Genomic DNA, 17,271 nt, shown 5'->3' on the forward strand with positions numbered 1-17,271 from the left:
TTTCCTAATGATGTTTATGTTCAGACGGCCGGGCGACATTAGCCGTAATCATAATGGACTCACCGTCTTGGGTCTGCAAACTGATTGCGACAGACTGCCCTTCTAGTAGGGGCTCCTTCAACCCAAACAGCATAATATGAAGACCTCCGGGAGCAAACTGCACAGTCTCTCCAGATTTTATCACAACCTCTGACTGTTGTTGCATGCGCATCATATCATCTACCAATATATGGTTATGTATTTCTGCCTTAGTAGCGAAATCTGCTGACGCACCAATTAAAATTTGGTCTGTATCCGAGCTGTTTTGAACCGAAAAATAGGCCGCTGTGTTGGGCACCCCCGGAGGCAATAACCTGACAGTTGCGTTTGTTATTGTTACTTCAGCGTAAAGTGCACCTGTTACTAAGCTGCACAGCAATAAAATTAATCGAAGCATAAATCACCTAATATATAAAAATATTTTATCAATTATTCAGCAATTTTAATTAACATACCATCCATTAAACACAAAAGTTTGACTAAGGTCGATAGCATATCAATATGTGGCTGTTTGTTTGTCTCTCACTAAGAGAAAGATGACTAGGGTAAATAAGATAACCGGCCAAAACACGCTTAATCCTGCAACAAACAAACCAATACCTGCGGCAATTAGGACAAAGATAATCGCAGAAAAAATGCTAAACGCGATGATAAACCCTACAACAACTAAGATTGCCACTATACATGTGAGTACAAGAACGGAGGTGATTGGCTCAAAATCATGCTCAGCGAAGGAAAGGTGTAAATCTAGCCACTGTGTTGCTAGGTAGCTTAGACTGTAGGTCAACACAATTGCTATCAATACAGCCAAAATGATATTTTTGAACACAACTCACTCCTTATCGGTTTGGGATCAGGATTGTGGCAGTGATATAAGCAATCGCAGTAACCATCGGCAGCGCTATCAAACATACTACCGCTGCTACACGAATTACCAATCTAGGTACACTCCAGTGTCTAGCTAAACCTGCACATACACCCGATACTTTACGGTGCGTTGAATCTTTATATAATCTGTCTATGTCAAAATAACGTCTCATATTATTCTCCTATTGATTCAAATTACTGGGTTAGTGTCAATGGTTGCTTGCCACTAACGAATTGACACGTCAAAACTAAGCCACTTTTTTACGTAATGCTTCTAGTTCTTGCTCAATTTGACTTTCAGCTTCAAGTTGATTGAACTGGACATGTAAACCTTGTGAGTCATTCACTAAATCGTAAGCATCAACTTGTGACTCTAAATCATCAATTCGGCGTTCATATTGTTCAAAGCGGATGATCGCATCATCAATTTTGACTGAATGAGCTTTGTTTTTAACAGTCATACGCACAGCTACCGAGCGCTCTCTAATAATCAGAGATTTTTGTTTTGCACGAGCTTCCACTAGTTTATCTTGTAATTTACCCATGTCAGCTTGAAGTTTACACAGCGACTCCGCAACTAGATTTTGCTCATCAGCTAAAGTCGATAGTTTTTGCTGACTGTGGTGCTTTTCACCCAATGCAGCTCTGGCTAGGTCCTCACGATCTTTTTCTACCGCTAAAGTGGCCTTTGTCTGCCATGCATTTATTTGTTGATGCAATTTGTCTACTTGGCGCTCAACGTGTTTCTTCTCGGCTAAATTAGTCGCTGCAACCGACCGTAATTCGACTAAGGTTTCTTCCATTTCTTGGATAAGTAATTTAATCACTTTTGCTGGCTCTTCAGCTTTGTCTAAGATGGCGTTGATATTGGCTTGTACTATGTCTGACATTCTCGTAAACATACCCATTTTGATTTCTCCAATAAGATTAATAAGTTTCCTGCTGGGCTATTCCAGCACTACCAGTACTAACATTGTTATTACAAGTGTTGTGCCAATTTAACAAATATTAATAAACAACTGATTTAATTGAATTTTTATTAAAAATGTAACGAGAAAACATTTGGTGACTTTGAGCAAACTTAACAATTTAGTCAAATAGACTAAGTAGTTAGCGAAAATCACAACCAATATTTAATAGACTGTGAGACCACAACTTCCGACACAGAAAAAGAAAACTAACCACAAAGAGCACAAAGAGCACAAAGGAAAAGTAGTTGATAGATACTAGTCACGATATCCAATATGTTTAGACTGCCCTGAATATTCTGTGGATTTCTTGGTATGGAACATCACCGGAAAATGGTGAAGGACGGCAATTCCGACAGACTGTGTAAAAACTATTGATCACCTTTTGGTCTAAGTACGTGATGTTTATGATCAATCAGTCTTAGCCACCGATCCAACTTTAAGACCGAAATTAGTATAATAAAATGGTAAGCCAAACCAGAGTATATCTAACATGTCTCACCATATTAAAGGTCAACCAAGACACCAATCGACATTTTTCCCAGAAGCAATAGATGACTTTGTTACCGAAGATAATCCAGTTCGAGTTATCGATATGTTTGTTGACCACCTTGATTTATTAGACTTAGGTTTTGAGACTGTTAACCCAAAGCTTAATGGCCGCCCAGGCTATCATCCTTCTACAATGTTAAAACTCTACATCTATGGTTACTTAAATCGCATTCAGTCATCTCGCAGGTTGGAAAAGGAAAGTCACCGCAACGTTGAATTAATGTGGTTGCTTGAGCGTTTAAGACCTGACTTTAAAACTATCGCCAACTTTAGAAAAGATAATGGCAAGGGGATCAAAAATGTCTGCCGCAAGTTTGTTGAGTTATGTCGTCAGCTCAACATGTTTGACGATTCAGCCTTCGCCATCGATGGCAGTAAATTTAAAGCCGTCAACAACAAATCCAAGAATTATACGCCCACCAAAGTTCAGGCTCATATCGAGCGAACAGAAAAGAGTATTCAACAATACTTAAGTCAAATGGACACCAAAGACGGGGATGAAAAGGATATCGACACCACAGTATCTACTTCAAAATTAGCATGGCTTGAGCAGCGATTAGTTGAGCTTAAAGCACTCGAAATACAGGTGAATGAACACCCAGACAAGCAAGTGTCACAAACCGACCCTGATGCACGTTTGATGAAGACGCAACATATGCAAAGACAGGTGTGCTACAACGTGCAAAGCGCTGTGGATACAAAACATCACTTGATTGTTGAACACGATGTCACTATGACAACAGACAGAGGCCAGCTCACCTTAGTGGCAGAGCAAGTCCAAAAAACATTAGGTAAACAAGACATCACTATCATCGCCGACAAGGGGTACTTTAGTCGCAACGATATCAAGGCCACACAAGATTTAGGCATGACGGCAAACGTGCCACAAACTGATACATCAGGCTCAGAAAAAAAAGGTATATTCAACAAATCATTATTTAAATACGATAAAGACCAAGACCTTTATATTTGCCCAGCGGGCGAGGAATTACCGCATCGACGGAACGTAACCGAAGACGGCCTTGAGCAAAAGGTATACGTTAATTTTTATGCTTGCCGAGATTGTGATATCAGAGATAAATGCACGAGATCATTAAAAGAGCCAAGGAAAATGAGACGCTGGGTTCACGAAGATGAGATAGACGCGATGCAGCAGCGGCTCGACGATAATCCAGAGATATCGGTTGTGAGAAGACAAACCGTGGAGCATCCGTTTGGTACTATCAAAATGTGGATGGGCTCGACACACTTTTTAATGAAGCGTAGAAAGAATGTCAGTATCGAGATGAACCTGCATGTGCTGGCTTATAACACTGAAGAGAATGATGACAATAATGGAGACAGCTGGTTTGATGGAGGCCATCAGGCAATAATGGGAGATTTAGCCTGAATTCATGAGATAAAACAGCCTTCAAACGTCACATTTACCATTAACAACCCGCCTTGACACTCCAAATCCAAAATTCCGCGCTAACGCTAATAATAAGTGACTAAGTCATTTGGAAGGTTGAGTATCACAGAGGGTAAGATTTGGCGGTTGTAATCCGAGTTTTTACACAGCCTGCCGACTAAGCGGTCATTGAGATTTGAGGAACCATGTTCAGATTCAGGGTAAGTTTGACTAAAATTTACTGCTTGTTTGTGGGGGTGGTTTAAGCTCGTTGCTGCCGTTGGACTGCTCTCAAATGATGTTCACTTAGATACTATAGCTAACATTAAATAGGTATACATATTATGTTTCTATGTAATCGGTTAATTTTTTACTTGTACAATACCAAATTTATCTGGATACTTTATTACCCAACTGAATCGCGTATGAAAATGAAATAAAAATTTTGCTATTTTGGACTTGGGGCTAGCATTCAACCTTTAGTAGATACGGATAATAATTACACTATATGGAGTATAGACGATGAAAAAAAATATAAATTTACTTGCCATAATATCGGTTGTTTTTTCCTTAAACACATTGGCATTTGTTCAACAGAGTGATCCTCCAGCAGTGCTCGAGGTCATTTCTGTAAGTGGCACTTCTACTTCTGGGTTTGGCGCTAGTTCTTCACTACCAGGATTTGGGTATAGTGCTTATGGTGGTAGTGGTGGTGGTGGTACTCAAGGATCAATTGATGATGTAGAAAAGTGTGAGATTAAAGCAAGTGGCGAGAAAGTGTACATGTAATATAATAGCCGTTGCCGTTCACGCATTGTCAAGTGTGGGTTGTGTTGCTCTTGGCGCCGCAATTGGAGGAAGTACAGCTGGAACAATGACACCTTTAGGGGTTTATGTAGCCGCTTCATGCGCCGGTGCGGCTACTATTGCTCTCGCAGTTGCAGTTGCTGACTGCGATAAAGATTATGAAAATGACAAAGCGATATGCGATTAATTAATTAGGAGAGGTGGGTTTAGTAGGCCCACCTATTGTGTTATATGTTTTTAGAAAAAAATATTTACTTGAAAATATTTGTAACCTATACCGTTCTATTGGGTGTGCTATGGGGAAGCCAGTTTTTGATGTCTGTTATGCTGCCCCCTTTAATTAATTTTGCGGTTTGTGTCACACTCCTGCTTGTTGTTATTGTGATATTTGTGAGCGCTTACAATCAGGAACTGATGAAGAATCAAAAAACACGACTAATGCTAGGCATTTTTGGCGCTTTGACAACTGCCGTTGGTCTCTTGTATCTATTATTTGGGCACGAAGTGTTTTTTACGCAAACTGTCCCCCAAACAGGAGGTTCAGTTTCAAAAAATCATCTTAACAGTAGCTTGCAGATTGAAAATAAGCTTAACGAAAAGCCTAAACCAAACCTAGTTGGTAACATTATCACTGATGAATTAGCAGCTACCTTTTCTGACTCTAGCCAAAATATTGAAAATTTGAAAACAATTCATTCCCAAAACCATCAAAGAAAGACACCTTCAATCACAAGATGAAATAGTGTTGAAAAAAGCAATATTAAATACCTTTTAAGATATTTTTGAAATTGTGGGAATAAGATGGGATGCTTTGCTTAAAACTACTGAAAATTTCGACATAGATGGCCTAGAAGATAAAGCTATGTTGACCTTCGCCCTAACGCAAGCAATTTCTAATGGTGCACCATTAGACGTTCTGGTGGATTTTTTAAATAGAGGAGCTGAACTTAATGCAAATATTTTGTTTGCAGTAGCTCTAAGGCAAGACGTAGAAATCGCGAAGGTATTTGTTGACTACGGAATGGACTTGGACTTAAGAGATGTTCAAGGCAGAAATGCTTTGTATTATTCATTGTCTGATTTACGAAAAAGAAACATGTTTGAATACTTAGTTTCTAATGGAGTAAGTACCAAAACTTCAGACACTACGAATGATTTAATGAGCACTGTATTGGCAGGTTGTGATGGTTCTGGCAATGTTTTCTATTATATTAAACGATTATTGTCCTTGGGTGAAATTATCCACCCCGTACACCGTGAAATCTATTTTGATTTAGTATTAAACAATAAGTTGTGTGTTAAGAAAATTTCACCCTTTTTTATGTCCTAACAACTTTAATAGGCCACCCATAATAATTTGACTGTTTTTTCTACTGCACTAAGCTTTGATAACACCAATTGAAATAGCAGCACTTGGTTGCGTTCAGTTGTAACGCCGAGGTTTTTGTCCCAGTTGCGGTGCGGTGCGCGGCGAATGGCAGAAAGCGCCGCCTTGCTGGTAGATGATGTGTTGCCCCATGAGCCCATTAGGCAATGGGTATTGAGCTTCCCTTTTCAACTTAGGTTTTTGTTTGCCAGCTATCCCCACATCATGGGAAAAGTACTGGGTATTGTCTATCGCACACTTGCTACACATATCACTAAAAAAGCAGGCTACAAAAAAGGGGTCAAGTTGCTTGCCTCACAATACTCTTGTTCAATCCATCAACTCGCGTCCTAAACAAAATTACATGGACAGCCATGTTAATGGTTGTCCCTTCTCTAACAGCGAAGCTGTGCGTTAAACTCTCCCCTCGACTGCATGTTCGCCGATAATCTATTCACTTTTGTAGGGCAATCGCCATGGACAGGCGATTGAGTAATGGCTTGTCGGAAACGAATTATTACGACCTGCAAAAGTGAATAGATTATTGGATGAAGAACATATTTGGAGAGCGGCCCTTTTTGTTTACTTTTTGTGGCTGTAGGTAAAAAGTAAATCGTTTGGCATGGATGCCAATCGAAAATCCGCAAAGGATTGCGGTGAACGAAGTGAATGTTGCTCTATCAGAAACTAAATCGATAGGGTCAGTGACATTGATTGACCAAAAGTTCAATGGCACATTCGAGCCAGTCAGCTCTAGCTCATTAACTCAATAACAACTCTCTTTTTTCACCTGTTTTTCTTATGTGCTCTCCGTGTACTCAGTGGTAAAAATTCTTTTGCTTTAAATCTATCGACTAGTTGCTGTATTTTATATGCGTATGTAAAACTGCCATACAAAATGACAAAGCACAGAAATTGAGGGAGTAATTTTTTGGGGATACACTTAACCGCGTACTAGGATAGCTAAGGTGATAAAACAAAAACGGTCAATACTGCAATTAGAGACCGTTCCGATAACTGATGGTGTTGCTGCATTTAGTCAATGCTGAACTCTTTCGCACACATTCAACAAAGCTAAATATTATCGCCCCAGCCACATAGGCAACAACTGGCGCCAACAACATGATAAATAAAGATATTTGATAAAACATAGTCAATTCCTTATTCAGCTTGTGTGTTGCTAACCTCAACATTTTTAGATTGAAGGTCTGTGATAGACACTTTAGCGGTGTAACTCTTTTCTTCGTTAAAGCTAACGTTGTTGGCTACCGTTAATATAGTCGAACGCACATTGTTTTTAAGTTCTTGCTGTGCAACATCCATCGCTTGATTAACCATAACGCTTACATATTTATCTAATGAAACATTTTCAGCTTGTGCAGTCGCAGTAAAAGCTAAAGTTGAAGTAAGTGCGATGGCTGCGATTTTAGATTTAGTGAACATGATATTTTCCTTTGGTTTAGTAAGTTAATAACTGTTTATCAATTGTGTGAACAGTTATTGTTTAAGTCGCAGTATCCTTTGCGATAGTTGTGCCAATCATGAAATTAATTTTATCTATATGATTTATATATATTTTTACTTTAAACCAGAAATTGAAGAGTTGAGTAAATATTATCCCAGCCTAAAATATGGTTAAATTTACCACTACATTAGTAAATTTAACCAACCATCTCGGATTGAAATTGTTTGGCCTTGGACTGTGCCTCTAACAATACATCTAAAGCATCCGTTAACAGTTCAACACCCACACCTGCTTTAGTGCCGTTTTTGGCTCAAGTACCTACGCCAAATACGCCCACCAGCCTGGCCTTGAAATAGGCCCAACATATGCCTAGCAATATTCCATGGCCTAGCACCGAGAGCAATCTGCTGTTCGACATAGGGCAACATTGCCAGCACCACTTCAGGGCGAGTTTTACTGACAGAGTGGTCTTGATAAAAACGTTTGTCGACTTCCGCTAAAATATAAGGATTACTATAAACCTCGCGGCCTATCATCACTCCATCTAAATGGTTCAGATGCAGTTGCGCATCATCTAAGGTTTTAACACCACCATTTAAACTGATATGTAACTCGGGAAACTGTTGTTTTAATTGGTAGACACGGTCATACATCAATGGCGGTACATCACGATTTTGTTTTGGACTTAAACCTTTTAGCCACGCTTTACGGGCATGCACAATAAAAGTATTGCAACCTGAGGCCGCAACCACTTCAATAAAGCGAGTTAAGTCTTCGTATTCATCCATATCGTCAATACCAATACGCGACTTGACTGTAACGGGAATATCCACCTCTGCCTGCATAGTGTTAATGCATGCAGCCACAGTTTCTGGCTCAGCCATTAAACACGCACCAAACCTGCCATTTTGCACACGATCAGAAGGGCAGCCCACATTGATATTGACTTCATCATAACCGTACTTTTGCGCCTCACTGGCACAACGCGCCATGTCAGTCGGGTTAGAACCGCCTAGTTGTAACGCTACAGGGTGCTCTTCTTGGTTAAACCCAAGATAATCGCCTTTGCCAAAAATAATCGCCCCAGTGGTGACCATCTCGGTATATAAAAGCGCATGTTGTGAAATTTGTCTAAGGAAATAGCGACAGTGCTTATCGGTCCAATCCAGCATTGGCGCGACAGAAATAGTGCGGTTGATTGGTTGAGTCATCATTATATTGCCAATGTGGAATTTTAGGGCGCGCATTTTAGCTGATTTCGCTAGTTAGCACTAGTGCAGGTTATTTATTCCACACTTAGTTTATTCAGTTAGCTGACTAACATAATAAATTCTGAGTAAATGTAATTGATCGTAAGTGGCTTGCTCATTCAAAGCATCGTAGACAGGCTTTAGACGCTCATGAGAATATTCTGCAAATGCGGCTAAGGCTGAATCAATTTGGTCTTGACTCAAACCTGATTGATCTAACAACAATGTGGGTTGCTTAAACTCATGCCCATCTTGCACATACCGGTATAGATGATTAATGATGGTGCCGTCTTTTACCTTAAATTGTTCGGCTAAAGACACAATCGATTGCCCAGCCTCATAAGCGCTAACAATTTCAGCACTGCGGCTACTGGAATTTGTACTAGTGCTTTTACTCACCGTTGCTTTGCTGGCCGTTTGAGTATTAGCTACTTCTTCAATATTATGTTGCTGGCAATAATCGCTGATAAGGGCTAGATAATGCTCACCATACTTATCTAATTTGGCTTGCCCTACGCCATGAATACGTAACAAGCTTTCTTGGGAGTGGGGAAAAAAATGAGCCATTTCGTTGAGTGTGCGATCAGAAAAAATCGCGTAAGGCGGCAGGTTTGCTGCATCGGCTAAACGTTTACGGTCAGCTTTTAATATGGCTACTAATTGCTGATCCCCCGGATTAACAAGTGTTTTAGATGTATGGCTACTGGCAGCAACAGGTTGTTGTAACAAGGCAAAAAATGGCACCTTACCTTTTAATACATCACCGGCTTTTTGCGTTAGCTTTAAACCGCCAAATTGTTCTTCTTGGTTAAGCAGCCCTTTTTGAATCAATTGCCGCGCCAACGTCATCCACTGCTTTTTATTGTACTCATTGCCAATATTATAAGTTGAAAGCAAGTTATGCTGGTTTTGCAGCACTTTTTCAGCATTAGAGCCACGTAATACATCAATAATATGGCTAGAACCAAAACGCTGGCCAGTGCGGTGCACACAAGATAAAAATTTCTGGGCGGGTACGGTTAAGTCAGACTTTTCTTTGCTTTCACCGGTGCAGTTGTCACAGTTAGCGCAATTTTCTTTAGTCGACTTTTCACCAAAATATTCGAGTAGTGGCGAACGTCTGCAATCTTCAGCTTCGGCTAACGCTAACATTTGATTAAGGTGCATATTAGCCAGACGTTTTTCTTGCTCGTTGCTCATCTGATCGATAAAAAACCGAATTTTACCGGTATCACCGTAACCGAATAACAATAAACAATCGGCGTCTAAACCGTCACGGCCAGCACGACCAATTTGTTGGTAATAACCTTCAATATTTTTTGGCAGGTCATAGTGTAATACGTAACGTACGTCAGGTTTGTTAATACCCATACCAAACGCGATAGTTGCCACAATGATGTTTACATCATCACGGATAAAACGTTCTTGGTATTCGCTGCGTTTAATACTGCTCAGCCCTGCGTGATAAGGCAACGCCGAAAAACCATCTTGTTGCAGCTTACTGGTGAGTTCATCCACTCCTTTGCGCGATTGGCAATAAATAATCCCCGATTGCTCTGGGTGTTGCTCAACAAACTTTTTACACTGCAGATAGGGATTATCTTTAGGAACCACACCAATAAATAAATTAGGACGGTCAAAACTAGAAATAAACTCGCTGCTATCGACTATATTGAGTTGCCGCTTAATGTCCTCTCGCACCCTCGGTGTAGCAGTAGCAGTTAAGGCGATACATACCGCTCTAGGGAAGCATTCTATAAGTCGATTTAGCTGACGATATTCGGGACGAAAGTCATGGCCCCATTCAGAAATACAGTGGGCCTCATCAATGGCAATACATGCCACATCACAATGTGTGAGTAGGTCTAAAATATTACTTTGTAACGCGGTTTCTGGAGCCAAAAACAACAGCTTAATTTGCTGTTGTTTGATGGCGTCTAAGTTATTTTGATAATCACTGTCTGAAAGTGAACTATTCAGTACACAGGCAGGAATAGCCAGTTCGTTAAGCTGCCTAACTTGGTCTTGCATCAAGGAGATAAGCGGTGAAATAACAATGGTCAAACCATCAAACACTGTACCTGGGATCTGGTAACACAACGATTTTCCGCCACCCGTTGGCATAATAGCCAGAGTATTTTGTTTGTGTAACACGTTGCTGATAATGGCTTCTTGCGACTCGCGAAACTGATCAAAGCCGAATACGCTTTTTAGAATTGTGTTTGCTTGATTAATCACTGTGGTTCTTCCTTGTTGACCTCTTATAACTATAACGTAGTGGTCACATTTAGGACTTAAAGTAGTAACCTAATTTCTGAATAAACAATGCAGCTCAAAAAATTAGGTTAAGTCGCCACCATAGATTAAAAATGGTGGCTTCATGGTTAACTTATTTAAACATCGCTAAAGCGTTGCACCTTCTGCATCTAACTCTACAATTTTTTCAAACATAGGTTTTAGACTTTCCATAACCTTGGCCTTGTCACCCACCACTACCGTAATCATCTCATCAAGCTTAAGATGTTTGGCAGCTAATAAATTTAGCTCTGCTTTGTCGATATTCGCTAATATGGTGTTTTGATCATCTACAAATGTTTTATCAAGACTGTAAGTCATTATCTCTGATAAGAAACGTAGCTTTTGATTTGGCGTTTCATAAGCCCTGGCATCTCGCTGACCAATAGCGCGTTTCATGAATGTCAGTTCCTCATCTGTGAGGCCATTTTCTTTAAATGCATTTATTTCATTCCTAAATTGTAAGATAGAATCCGCCGTCGTATCTGCACGAACCCCAGCTTGTGCCCTAAATACACCTCTAAAATCATTACCATTAAATAAGGAACGTGCACCGTAGGTGTAACCCTTATCTTCTCGTAAATTAAGATTAATACGACTATTAAAAGCCCCACCTAAATTATAGTTCATTAGGTCTGCACGGTAATACTCACCCGTAGCGTCATAGTTCAAAGCACGTTTACCGATACGTATTTCCGACTGTGCAGCGTCTGGCTTATCAATAAAATACAAAGTACCCGCTGCTAACTGAGGAAATGTATTAAGCATGGGCATTTGGCTTGATTGTCCGGTCCAATTATTCAGGGTCTGAAGATGTTTAGTCATACTCTCACTATTTACATTACTCACAACGATCACTTCAGCATTTGCGGGTCCATAATTAGCCGTATAAAAAGCTTTCACGTCTTCAAGTGTTAGTTTTTCGACAGTAGCAATAGTGCCGCTGTTGGAGTGGGCAAAACTGTTATTATAGCCAAAAACTAATTTGCTGAAAATTTCGGTAGCCATTGAACCGGCATTTTTCTTAGCGTTCTTTAAGCCTTCAATTTGTTGCTTCTTCAAGCGCTCAAAGTCAGCTGTATCAAACTTAGGTGACGTTAAACGCTCCATGGCAATCACAAGAGTGGGATCAATATTTTTAGACAACGTTCTTATACTTAAGGTAGTAAAATTGTCACCCGCGCTAAAGCTTACACTTGAACCCAGTTTTTGAAGTTGGTTCGACAACTCTTCAGAGGTCGATTTTAAGGTGTTTTCTTCTAACATAGAGGCTGTTATAGAAGCGACACCCAACTTATCTATACCCTCTCGCGTTTGACCTGCAGGGATACGTAGTTGAATAGTCGTGGTGGGCACTTCTTCATTTACTGCTCCTAATACTTTCACACCATTTTTGATTTCAACGCGGTATATATCAGGCACTTTAATACTTGGATTTTCACCTGGAGACGGTATGACAGTCCGATCGAAATCAGACACACCTGGGCGCAATACTAAATTATTATCACCCGTGTTTTCTGGGATAGTTCGTTCATACCGTTGCCATGTATCGGCTTTAATAATACTTTTTGCCTGGCCTTTGGGCACAATACTCATCACCACAGAATGTTTGTCTTTGATGAAGGTTTTATAAACTCGCATCACATCATCTTTGGTGACGTTCTCATAACGAGCTATATCATCGCCAATTCCGTCAGGATTTGAACGAAGAGTTTCATAGGCAGCAAGTTGGCTCACTTTCCCAGATACACTTTCAAGTCCGTAAACCATATCAGACACAATACCAGCCTTAACTCGTTCTATATCATCGTCTTTTGCTCCACCTCTGTTTTCAAACTCCTCTAGTGAAGCACGAATGATAGTTTCTAGTTCAGACAACGTGTTACCTGGTGTTGGCAATGCCAGCAGCACAAACTGACAACTTAGCTCTGCACATGAATGATTTGCATTAGCTTGAACAGCTTTACCATTTTTGACCATGTTTTTATATAACAGAGATGTTTTGCCGCTGCCCAATATAGACATAAGCACATCAAGAGGTGCTTCATCAGGGTGATTTACATGCACTGTTGGAAACGCCATATAAACTAGAGGTAAGTTAACATTGTCTTCCATAGAGATATAACGATCTTGATCCAAGGTTACTTGAGTGTACTTAGGTTTTTTCACCTCTGGACCACGAGGAATACCGCCGAAATATTTTTTAATCCAAACCAAGGTTTGTGCTTCATCCATGTCGCCACCTATAGTCAATGTGGCGTTATTGGGTCCATACCAACGTAAGAAGAATTTTTTAAGGTCGTTTAGGTCTGCACGGTTCAGGTCTTCTATATACCCAATAGTCGACCATGAATATGGGTGTCCTTCAGGAAATAAAGCCTCACCGACTCTTTCCCTAAGCAACCCATATGGCCGATTATCATAATTTTGACCACGTTCATTTTTAACGGTTTCTCGTTGATTTTCGAATTTTTCTTTGGTCACCGCATCGAGGAAAAATCCCATACGATCAGATTCTAACCACAGCATCCGTTCTAATTGATTCGAAGGAACTGTTTCATAATAATTGGTGCGATCGGTGTTAGTAGAACCATTAAGTGTGCCACCAGATTCTGTAATCAGCCCAAAATGTTGTTCGTCTGCAACGTTTTCTGAGCCTTGGAACATCATATGTTCGAAAAAATGTGCAAAGCCTGACTTACCTGGGTCTTCTCTACCCGAACCCACATGATAAGTCACATCAACGTGTACGAGTGGATCAGAGTTATCAGGGTGTAAAATAACCGTTAGCCCATTATCGAGCTGATATTTAGTAAAAGGAATAAGGATTTCATTACCTTTTTTAGCTACGGATGTTATTTTTTTAAATCCCTCTGGCACAACGACTGGCATAACTTGCTTGTTATCGATTTGGCTGATGTATTGTTTGGGATCTTTTACGTCACAAGCTACAAGACATAACATAGACGCCATTCCTGCAACCATTAGCATTTGTTTTTTCATAAGATGATTAACCATTCATAGAGACAAATAAGAAGTTTAATTGCTGGCGATACTACACATTTCATATCCAGAAATCTCGGTCAGATAAATAAAATCTACTGTCGATACTGCCTGAGGGAATTTCAATTACATGTCAAACACGATTTTAGTTTAAACTTGCTAAAGATTTTTGTAGTGGTGATGTTTTAAAGTATGTTTCTGACAATTTTTTCTCCCTTGTTTGGGGCAATATCCTCATTAGGTTATTTTATTAACACTATCTTTTGGTTGATACCGATTTTAATTTGTTCATTTCTTAAGTTAATACCTATCAAAATATGGCAAACGTTTATGTCTTATTTACTAGATGGTTGTGCCACTTTTTGGATATCAGTTAACAGCGGCAATCAAAACCTATTTAGTCGCACAAAATTTGATGCGACTGGACTGGAAGGCTTAGGTAAGAAGGATTGGTACTTAGTTATTTCAAACCATCAGTCTTGGGTTGACATCTTGGTATTGCAGCGTGTTTTTAATTACAAAATTCCATTTTTAAAATTTTTTCTCAAAAAAGAACTTATTTGGGTACCTTTTATTGGGTTAGCTTGGTGGGCATTAGATTTTCCTTTTATGCACAGATACAGCAAAGCGCTATTAGCCAAACATCCTCACTTGAAGGGTAAAGATTTAGAAAATACCCGTAAGGCTTGCGAAAAATTTAGCTACAAACCCGTAAGCATCATGAATTTTGTTGAGGGTACGCGGTTAACTGAACAGAAACGGACTCGACAAGGGTCCCAGTTCCAACACTTACTTAAACCTAAGGCGGGCGGCATGGCCTTTGTATTGGGGGCTATGGGTGAGCAGTTACATAAATTATTGGATGTAACCATTCACTATCCACAAGGCACACCTACTTATTGGGAGTTTGTCTGTGGGAAAGTCAAAAATGTAGAAGTGAAAATTAAAGTTTTATCTATACGTGAACTACTTAATAGCGATGCCTTTGGGCCTGACTACTTTGACGACCATACACAAAGGGTCAAATTTCAAAGGTGGTTAACAGAATTATGGGAACAAAAAGACAAAGATTTGCAGTCGCTTTTAGTAGAGAAATCAAAAGATGTTTAGTTTTTTTCCGAGTTTTATTGTATTCCCACTGCATTTGACTTTACAAATGATCAGTCTTGCCTTTTGGGCACTGTCCATCACTTTTCTTGGTGTGCTCAAATTTATCCTACCTTTCTCATTTATTACTAAACCACTTAATATCATACTGAATTTCATGATGTGTGCATTTGGGTTTTGTAGTGTGGCCTTAATCAAATGTATGAACAAAGTGGAATTAGACTATGTAGTTGAAGGTGAGCTGAGTAAGAGAGAATGGTATCTGATTGTAGCGAATCACCTTAGTTGGTTAGATATTATATTGTTGACCGATTTTGCTGCTGGCAAAATTCCTGCACCAAAGTTTTTTCTTAAAAAAGAATTAATTTGGCTACCTTTTGTAGGCCTTGGTGCATGGGCGTTAGACATGCCGTTTATGCAACGGTACAGCAAAGCCTTCTTACAAAAAAATCCCCACTTAAAAGGTAAAGACATAACTACCACTAAAAAATCTTGTGAGAAATTTCGACAGTTACCTACGACTGTCATTAACTTTGTAGAAGGTAATCGCTGCACTCCAGAAAAACAAAAAATCAAACAAAGTCCATTTGAAAACCTTCTACCGCCTAGAGCAGGAGGTATTGCGTTTACACTAGCCACAATGGGTGAGTTATTCACTAGCGTGCTAGATGTTACGGTTATTTATCCTGATACGCAGGGTAGCCCTATGATAGCAATGTTAAGTGGGCGACTAAAAAAAGTCGTTCTTAGAGTTAATGTGCATCCAGTTACCGATGAAATAATGGGTGATTATTTTAACGATGAAGAGTTTAAGCAATGTTTTCAGAATTGGTTAAATTCAGTTTGGCAAAACAAAGATAAGCTTATCACACGTTTAAAAGAGGCAAACTAAATGCAAAAAGACCCATACATTACAGATAATCTTTTATCGCTTTTAGAGCATCTTGGCATTCAGACCACTCCAGAAAGTTGGATATTTCAAGTGATTGCTTTATGCGGCATATTGCTACTCGCATGGGTGAGTAATTGGCTTACCAAAAGCTTACTCAACAGCCGCCTACGTAATCTGGTCAGCAAGAGCAAAAACAAATTTGACGACGAGCTGCATCAACACGGTTTTTTCAAACGCATTGGGCATATCGTCCCAGCTATTGTCATCTATTTACTCGGTCAGTTACTGATTGAAAACCCTTCACTGTTGGCGTTTTTGCAAAAAACGGCTGTTATTTATGTACTGATCTCTGCAGTGATGGCGCTTAGTGCCCTGCTGAATACTATAGAAGACAGTTATAATGCCTCGAATTTAGCTAAAAAAGCACCTATTGCTGGCTTTATACAAGTGGCTAAATTGTTTGTGGTGATCATCGCAGGTTTATTAATCATCTCTAATTTAATGGACAAGTCACCATTATTACTGCTCTCTGGGTTAGGCGCAGTAACCGCCATACTCTTATTATTATTCCGAGATACCATTTTGGGGTTTGTGGCTGGTATTCAAATAGCAGCGAATCGTATGGTCAATACCGGTGACTGGATTGAAATGCCTAAGTATGGTGCTGATGGAGATGTATTACAGGTTGGTTTAACAACGGTCAAAGTGCAAAATTGGGATAAAACAATCTCTACTATCCCCACTTATGCGCTTATTTCTGAGCCAGTAAAAAATTGGCGTGGAATGATGGAAAGTGGTGGACGTCGAATTAAACGTTCACTGAATATCGATATCCAAAGCATCCGTTTTTGCGACCAAGATATGCTGGATGAATTTACTAAAATTCGTTACATAAAAAGTTATATCCAAGCCAAGCTCGAAAAGCTGCAGCGCTTTCATAGTGAACAAAAAATCGACACAACAGATTTAGTCAATAGTCGTAGGCTTACTAACATTGGTACGTTACGCGCCTACATGCAGGCATACTTAGAAAACCACCCAGATATTAACAAAGACATGACATTAATGGTGCGCCAGAGACCACCAACAGAACTTGGTCTGCCGCTAGAAATTTATTGTTTTTGTGCAGATAAAAATTGGGTAAATTATGAAGGGATCCAAAGCGATATTTTTGATCACTTACTGGCAATATTGCCTGCGTTCAGACTAAGAGCTTATCAACGTGTTAGTGATAAACCCTAAGAAATATGGTGTGAAGTGTCCTAAACAT

Annotated in this window: 15 protein-coding genes and 3 pseudogenes; 10 read left to right on the plus strand and 8 right to left on the minus strand. The window is 39.7% G+C overall.

Annotated features, from left to right (window positions below):
- Nucleotides 1-4 precede the first annotated feature (4 nt).
- From C427_RS22070 to pspA, 4 genes are all read right to left on the minus strand, one after another.
- On the minus strand, nucleotides 5-436 hold the full coding sequence (locus tag C427_RS22070) for a copper chaperone PCu(A)C (RefSeq protein WP_007636004.1): 432 nt from the start codon (nucleotides 434-436) through the stop codon (nucleotides 5-7).
- A 99-nt stretch (nucleotides 437-535) separates the two neighbouring features.
- Nucleotides 536-868, minus strand: coding sequence for a hypothetical protein (locus tag C427_RS22075; RefSeq protein ID WP_007636002.1), 333 nt, complete (start codon nucleotides 866-868; stop codon nucleotides 536-538).
- A 10-nt stretch (nucleotides 869-878) separates the two neighbouring features.
- Nucleotides 879-1,079: a PspC domain-containing protein gene (locus C427_RS22080; protein ID WP_034898776.1), complete on the minus strand. Its 201-nt coding sequence runs from the start codon at nucleotides 1,077-1,079 to the stop codon at nucleotides 879-881.
- Between the two features lie 75 nt (nucleotides 1,080-1,154).
- Nucleotides 1,155-1,814, minus strand: a complete 660-nt coding sequence (gene pspA, locus C427_RS22085) for a phage shock protein PspA (protein WP_007636001.1) — start codon at nucleotides 1,812-1,814, stop codon at nucleotides 1,155-1,157.
- Nucleotides 1,815-2,367: 553 nt separating this feature from the next.
- On the opposite strand from pspA, the pseudogene C427_RS22090 reads away from it, so the two are divergent.
- The 7 genes and pseudogenes from C427_RS22090 (at nucleotide 2,368) to C427_RS26600 (ending at nucleotide 6,762) form a co-directional block, all read left to right on the plus strand.
- Nucleotides 2,368-3,799: pseudogene (locus C427_RS22090) on the plus strand (IS1182 family transposase).
- Nucleotides 3,800-4,338: 539 nt separating this feature from the next.
- Nucleotides 4,339-4,605 carry a hypothetical protein gene (locus tag C427_RS22095; RefSeq protein ID WP_015431359.1) on the plus strand — a complete coding sequence of 89 codons (267 nt, stop codon included), beginning with the start codon at nucleotides 4,339-4,341 and terminating at the stop codon, nucleotides 4,603-4,605.
- Nucleotides 4,583-4,810, plus strand: a complete 228-nt coding sequence (locus tag C427_RS24265) for a hypothetical protein (RefSeq protein ID WP_236613724.1) — start codon at nucleotides 4,583-4,585, stop codon at nucleotides 4,808-4,810. Before C427_RS22095 ends, C427_RS24265 begins: the two co-directional genes overlap by 23 nt.
- 44 nt (nucleotides 4,811-4,854) lie before the next feature.
- On the plus strand, nucleotides 4,855-5,361 hold the full coding sequence (locus C427_RS22100; RefSeq protein ID WP_041250474.1) for a hypothetical protein: 507 nt from the start codon (nucleotides 4,855-4,857) through the stop codon (nucleotides 5,359-5,361).
- Nucleotides 5,362-5,434: 73 nt separating this feature from the next.
- The gene (locus C427_RS22105; RefSeq protein ID WP_015431362.1) at nucleotides 5,435-5,953 is read left to right on the plus strand and encodes an ankyrin repeat domain-containing protein; all 519 of its coding nucleotides are present in this window, start codon (nucleotides 5,435-5,437) and stop codon (nucleotides 5,951-5,953) included.
- A 77-nt stretch (nucleotides 5,954-6,030) separates the two neighbouring features.
- Nucleotides 6,031-6,277, plus strand: a pseudogene (locus tag C427_RS25325) (IS91 family transposase); the annotation flags it as partial.
- 329 nt (nucleotides 6,278-6,606) lie between these two features.
- Entirely contained in the window at nucleotides 6,607-6,762 is a 156-nt protein-coding gene (locus tag C427_RS26600) for a hypothetical protein (RefSeq protein ID WP_153810638.1), read from the plus strand.
- A 388-nt stretch (nucleotides 6,763-7,150) separates the two neighbouring features.
- Here C427_RS26600 and C427_RS22115 read toward each other — a convergent pair whose 3' ends face one another.
- The 4 genes and pseudogenes from C427_RS22115 to C427_RS22130 all read right to left on the minus strand — a co-directional run bounded on the left by C427_RS22115 (nucleotide 7,151) and on the right by C427_RS22130 (nucleotide 14,002).
- Nucleotides 7,151-7,432, minus strand: a complete 282-nt coding sequence (locus C427_RS22115) for a hypothetical protein (RefSeq protein WP_007635980.1) — start codon at nucleotides 7,430-7,432, stop codon at nucleotides 7,151-7,153.
- Nucleotides 7,433-7,650: 218 nt separating this feature from the next.
- Nucleotides 7,651-8,668: pseudogene (gene dusA / locus C427_RS22120) on the minus strand (tRNA dihydrouridine(20/20a) synthase DusA).
- Nucleotides 8,669-8,755: 87 nt separating this feature from the next.
- Complete coding sequence (recQ, locus tag C427_RS22125) at nucleotides 8,756-10,942, minus strand: DNA helicase RecQ (RefSeq protein ID WP_007635970.1); 2,187 nt, start codon at nucleotides 10,940-10,942, stop codon at nucleotides 8,756-8,758.
- Between the two features lie 165 nt (nucleotides 10,943-11,107).
- On the minus strand, nucleotides 11,108-14,002 hold the full coding sequence (locus tag C427_RS22130; protein ID WP_007635969.1) for a M16 family metallopeptidase: 2,895 nt from the start codon (nucleotides 14,000-14,002) through the stop codon (nucleotides 11,108-11,110).
- Between the two features lie 192 nt (nucleotides 14,003-14,194).
- Between C427_RS22130 and C427_RS22135 the strand changes: the two genes are divergently transcribed.
- Genes C427_RS22135 through C427_RS22145 form a run of 3 tightly spaced genes read left to right on the plus strand, consistent with a single transcriptional unit; the run spans nucleotide 14,195 to nucleotide 17,243 of the window.
- Nucleotides 14,195-15,112 carry an acyltransferase gene (locus tag C427_RS22135; RefSeq protein ID WP_081588973.1) on the plus strand — a complete coding sequence of 306 codons (918 nt, stop codon included), beginning with the start codon at nucleotides 14,195-14,197 and terminating at the stop codon, nucleotides 15,110-15,112.
- Nucleotides 15,105-16,001, plus strand: a complete 897-nt coding sequence (locus C427_RS22140) for an acyltransferase (RefSeq protein WP_081588972.1) — start codon at nucleotides 15,105-15,107, stop codon at nucleotides 15,999-16,001. Before C427_RS22135 ends, C427_RS22140 begins: the two co-directional genes overlap by 8 nt.
- Nucleotides 16,002-17,243, plus strand: coding sequence for a mechanosensitive ion channel family protein (locus C427_RS22145; protein ID WP_007635964.1), 1,242 nt, complete (start codon nucleotides 16,002-16,004; stop codon nucleotides 17,241-17,243).
- Nucleotides 17,244-17,271 lie beyond the last annotated feature (28 nt).

Origin of the sequence: Paraglaciecola psychrophila 170, from assembly GCF_000347635.1 — a bacterium.
In the GTDB taxonomy this organism is placed as follows: domain Bacteria; phylum Pseudomonadota; class Gammaproteobacteria; order Enterobacterales; family Alteromonadaceae; genus Paraglaciecola; species Paraglaciecola psychrophila.

What these genes read in the sequence shown, in the direction of transcription:
- C427_RS22070 (WP_007636004.1), bottom strand. Translation starts at nt 436, where the DNA reads ATGCTTCGATTAATTTTATTGCTGTGCAGCTTAGTAACAGGTGCACTT.
- C427_RS22080 (WP_034898776.1), bottom strand. Translation starts at nt 1,079, where the DNA reads ATGAGACGTTATTTTGACATAGACAGATTATATAAAGATTCAACGCAC.
- pspA (WP_007636001.1), bottom strand. Translation starts at nt 1,814, where the DNA reads ATGGGTATGTTTACGAGAATGTCAGACATAGTACAAGCCAATATCAAC.
- C427_RS22095 (WP_015431359.1), top strand. Translation starts at nt 4,339, where the DNA reads ATGAAAAAAAATATAAATTTACTTGCCATAATATCGGTTGTTTTTTCC.
- C427_RS22100 (WP_041250474.1), top strand. Translation starts at nt 4,855, where the DNA reads ATGTTTTTAGAAAAAAATATTTACTTGAAAATATTTGTAACCTATACC.
- C427_RS22115 (WP_007635980.1), bottom strand. Translation starts at nt 7,432, where the DNA reads ATGTTCACTAAATCTAAAATCGCAGCCATCGCACTTACTTCAACTTTA.
- C427_RS22130 (WP_007635969.1), bottom strand. Translation starts at nt 14,002, where the DNA reads ATGAAAAAACAAATGCTAATGGTTGCAGGAATGGCGTCTATGTTATGT.
- C427_RS22135 (WP_081588973.1), top strand. Translation starts at nt 14,195, where the DNA reads ATGTTTCTGACAATTTTTTCTCCCTTGTTTGGGGCAATATCCTCATTA.
- C427_RS22140 (WP_081588972.1), top strand. Translation starts at nt 15,105, where the DNA reads ATGTTTAGTTTTTTTCCGAGTTTTATTGTATTCCCACTGCATTTGACT.
- C427_RS22145 (WP_007635964.1), top strand. Translation starts at nt 16,002, where the DNA reads ATGCAAAAAGACCCATACATTACAGATAATCTTTTATCGCTTTTAGAG.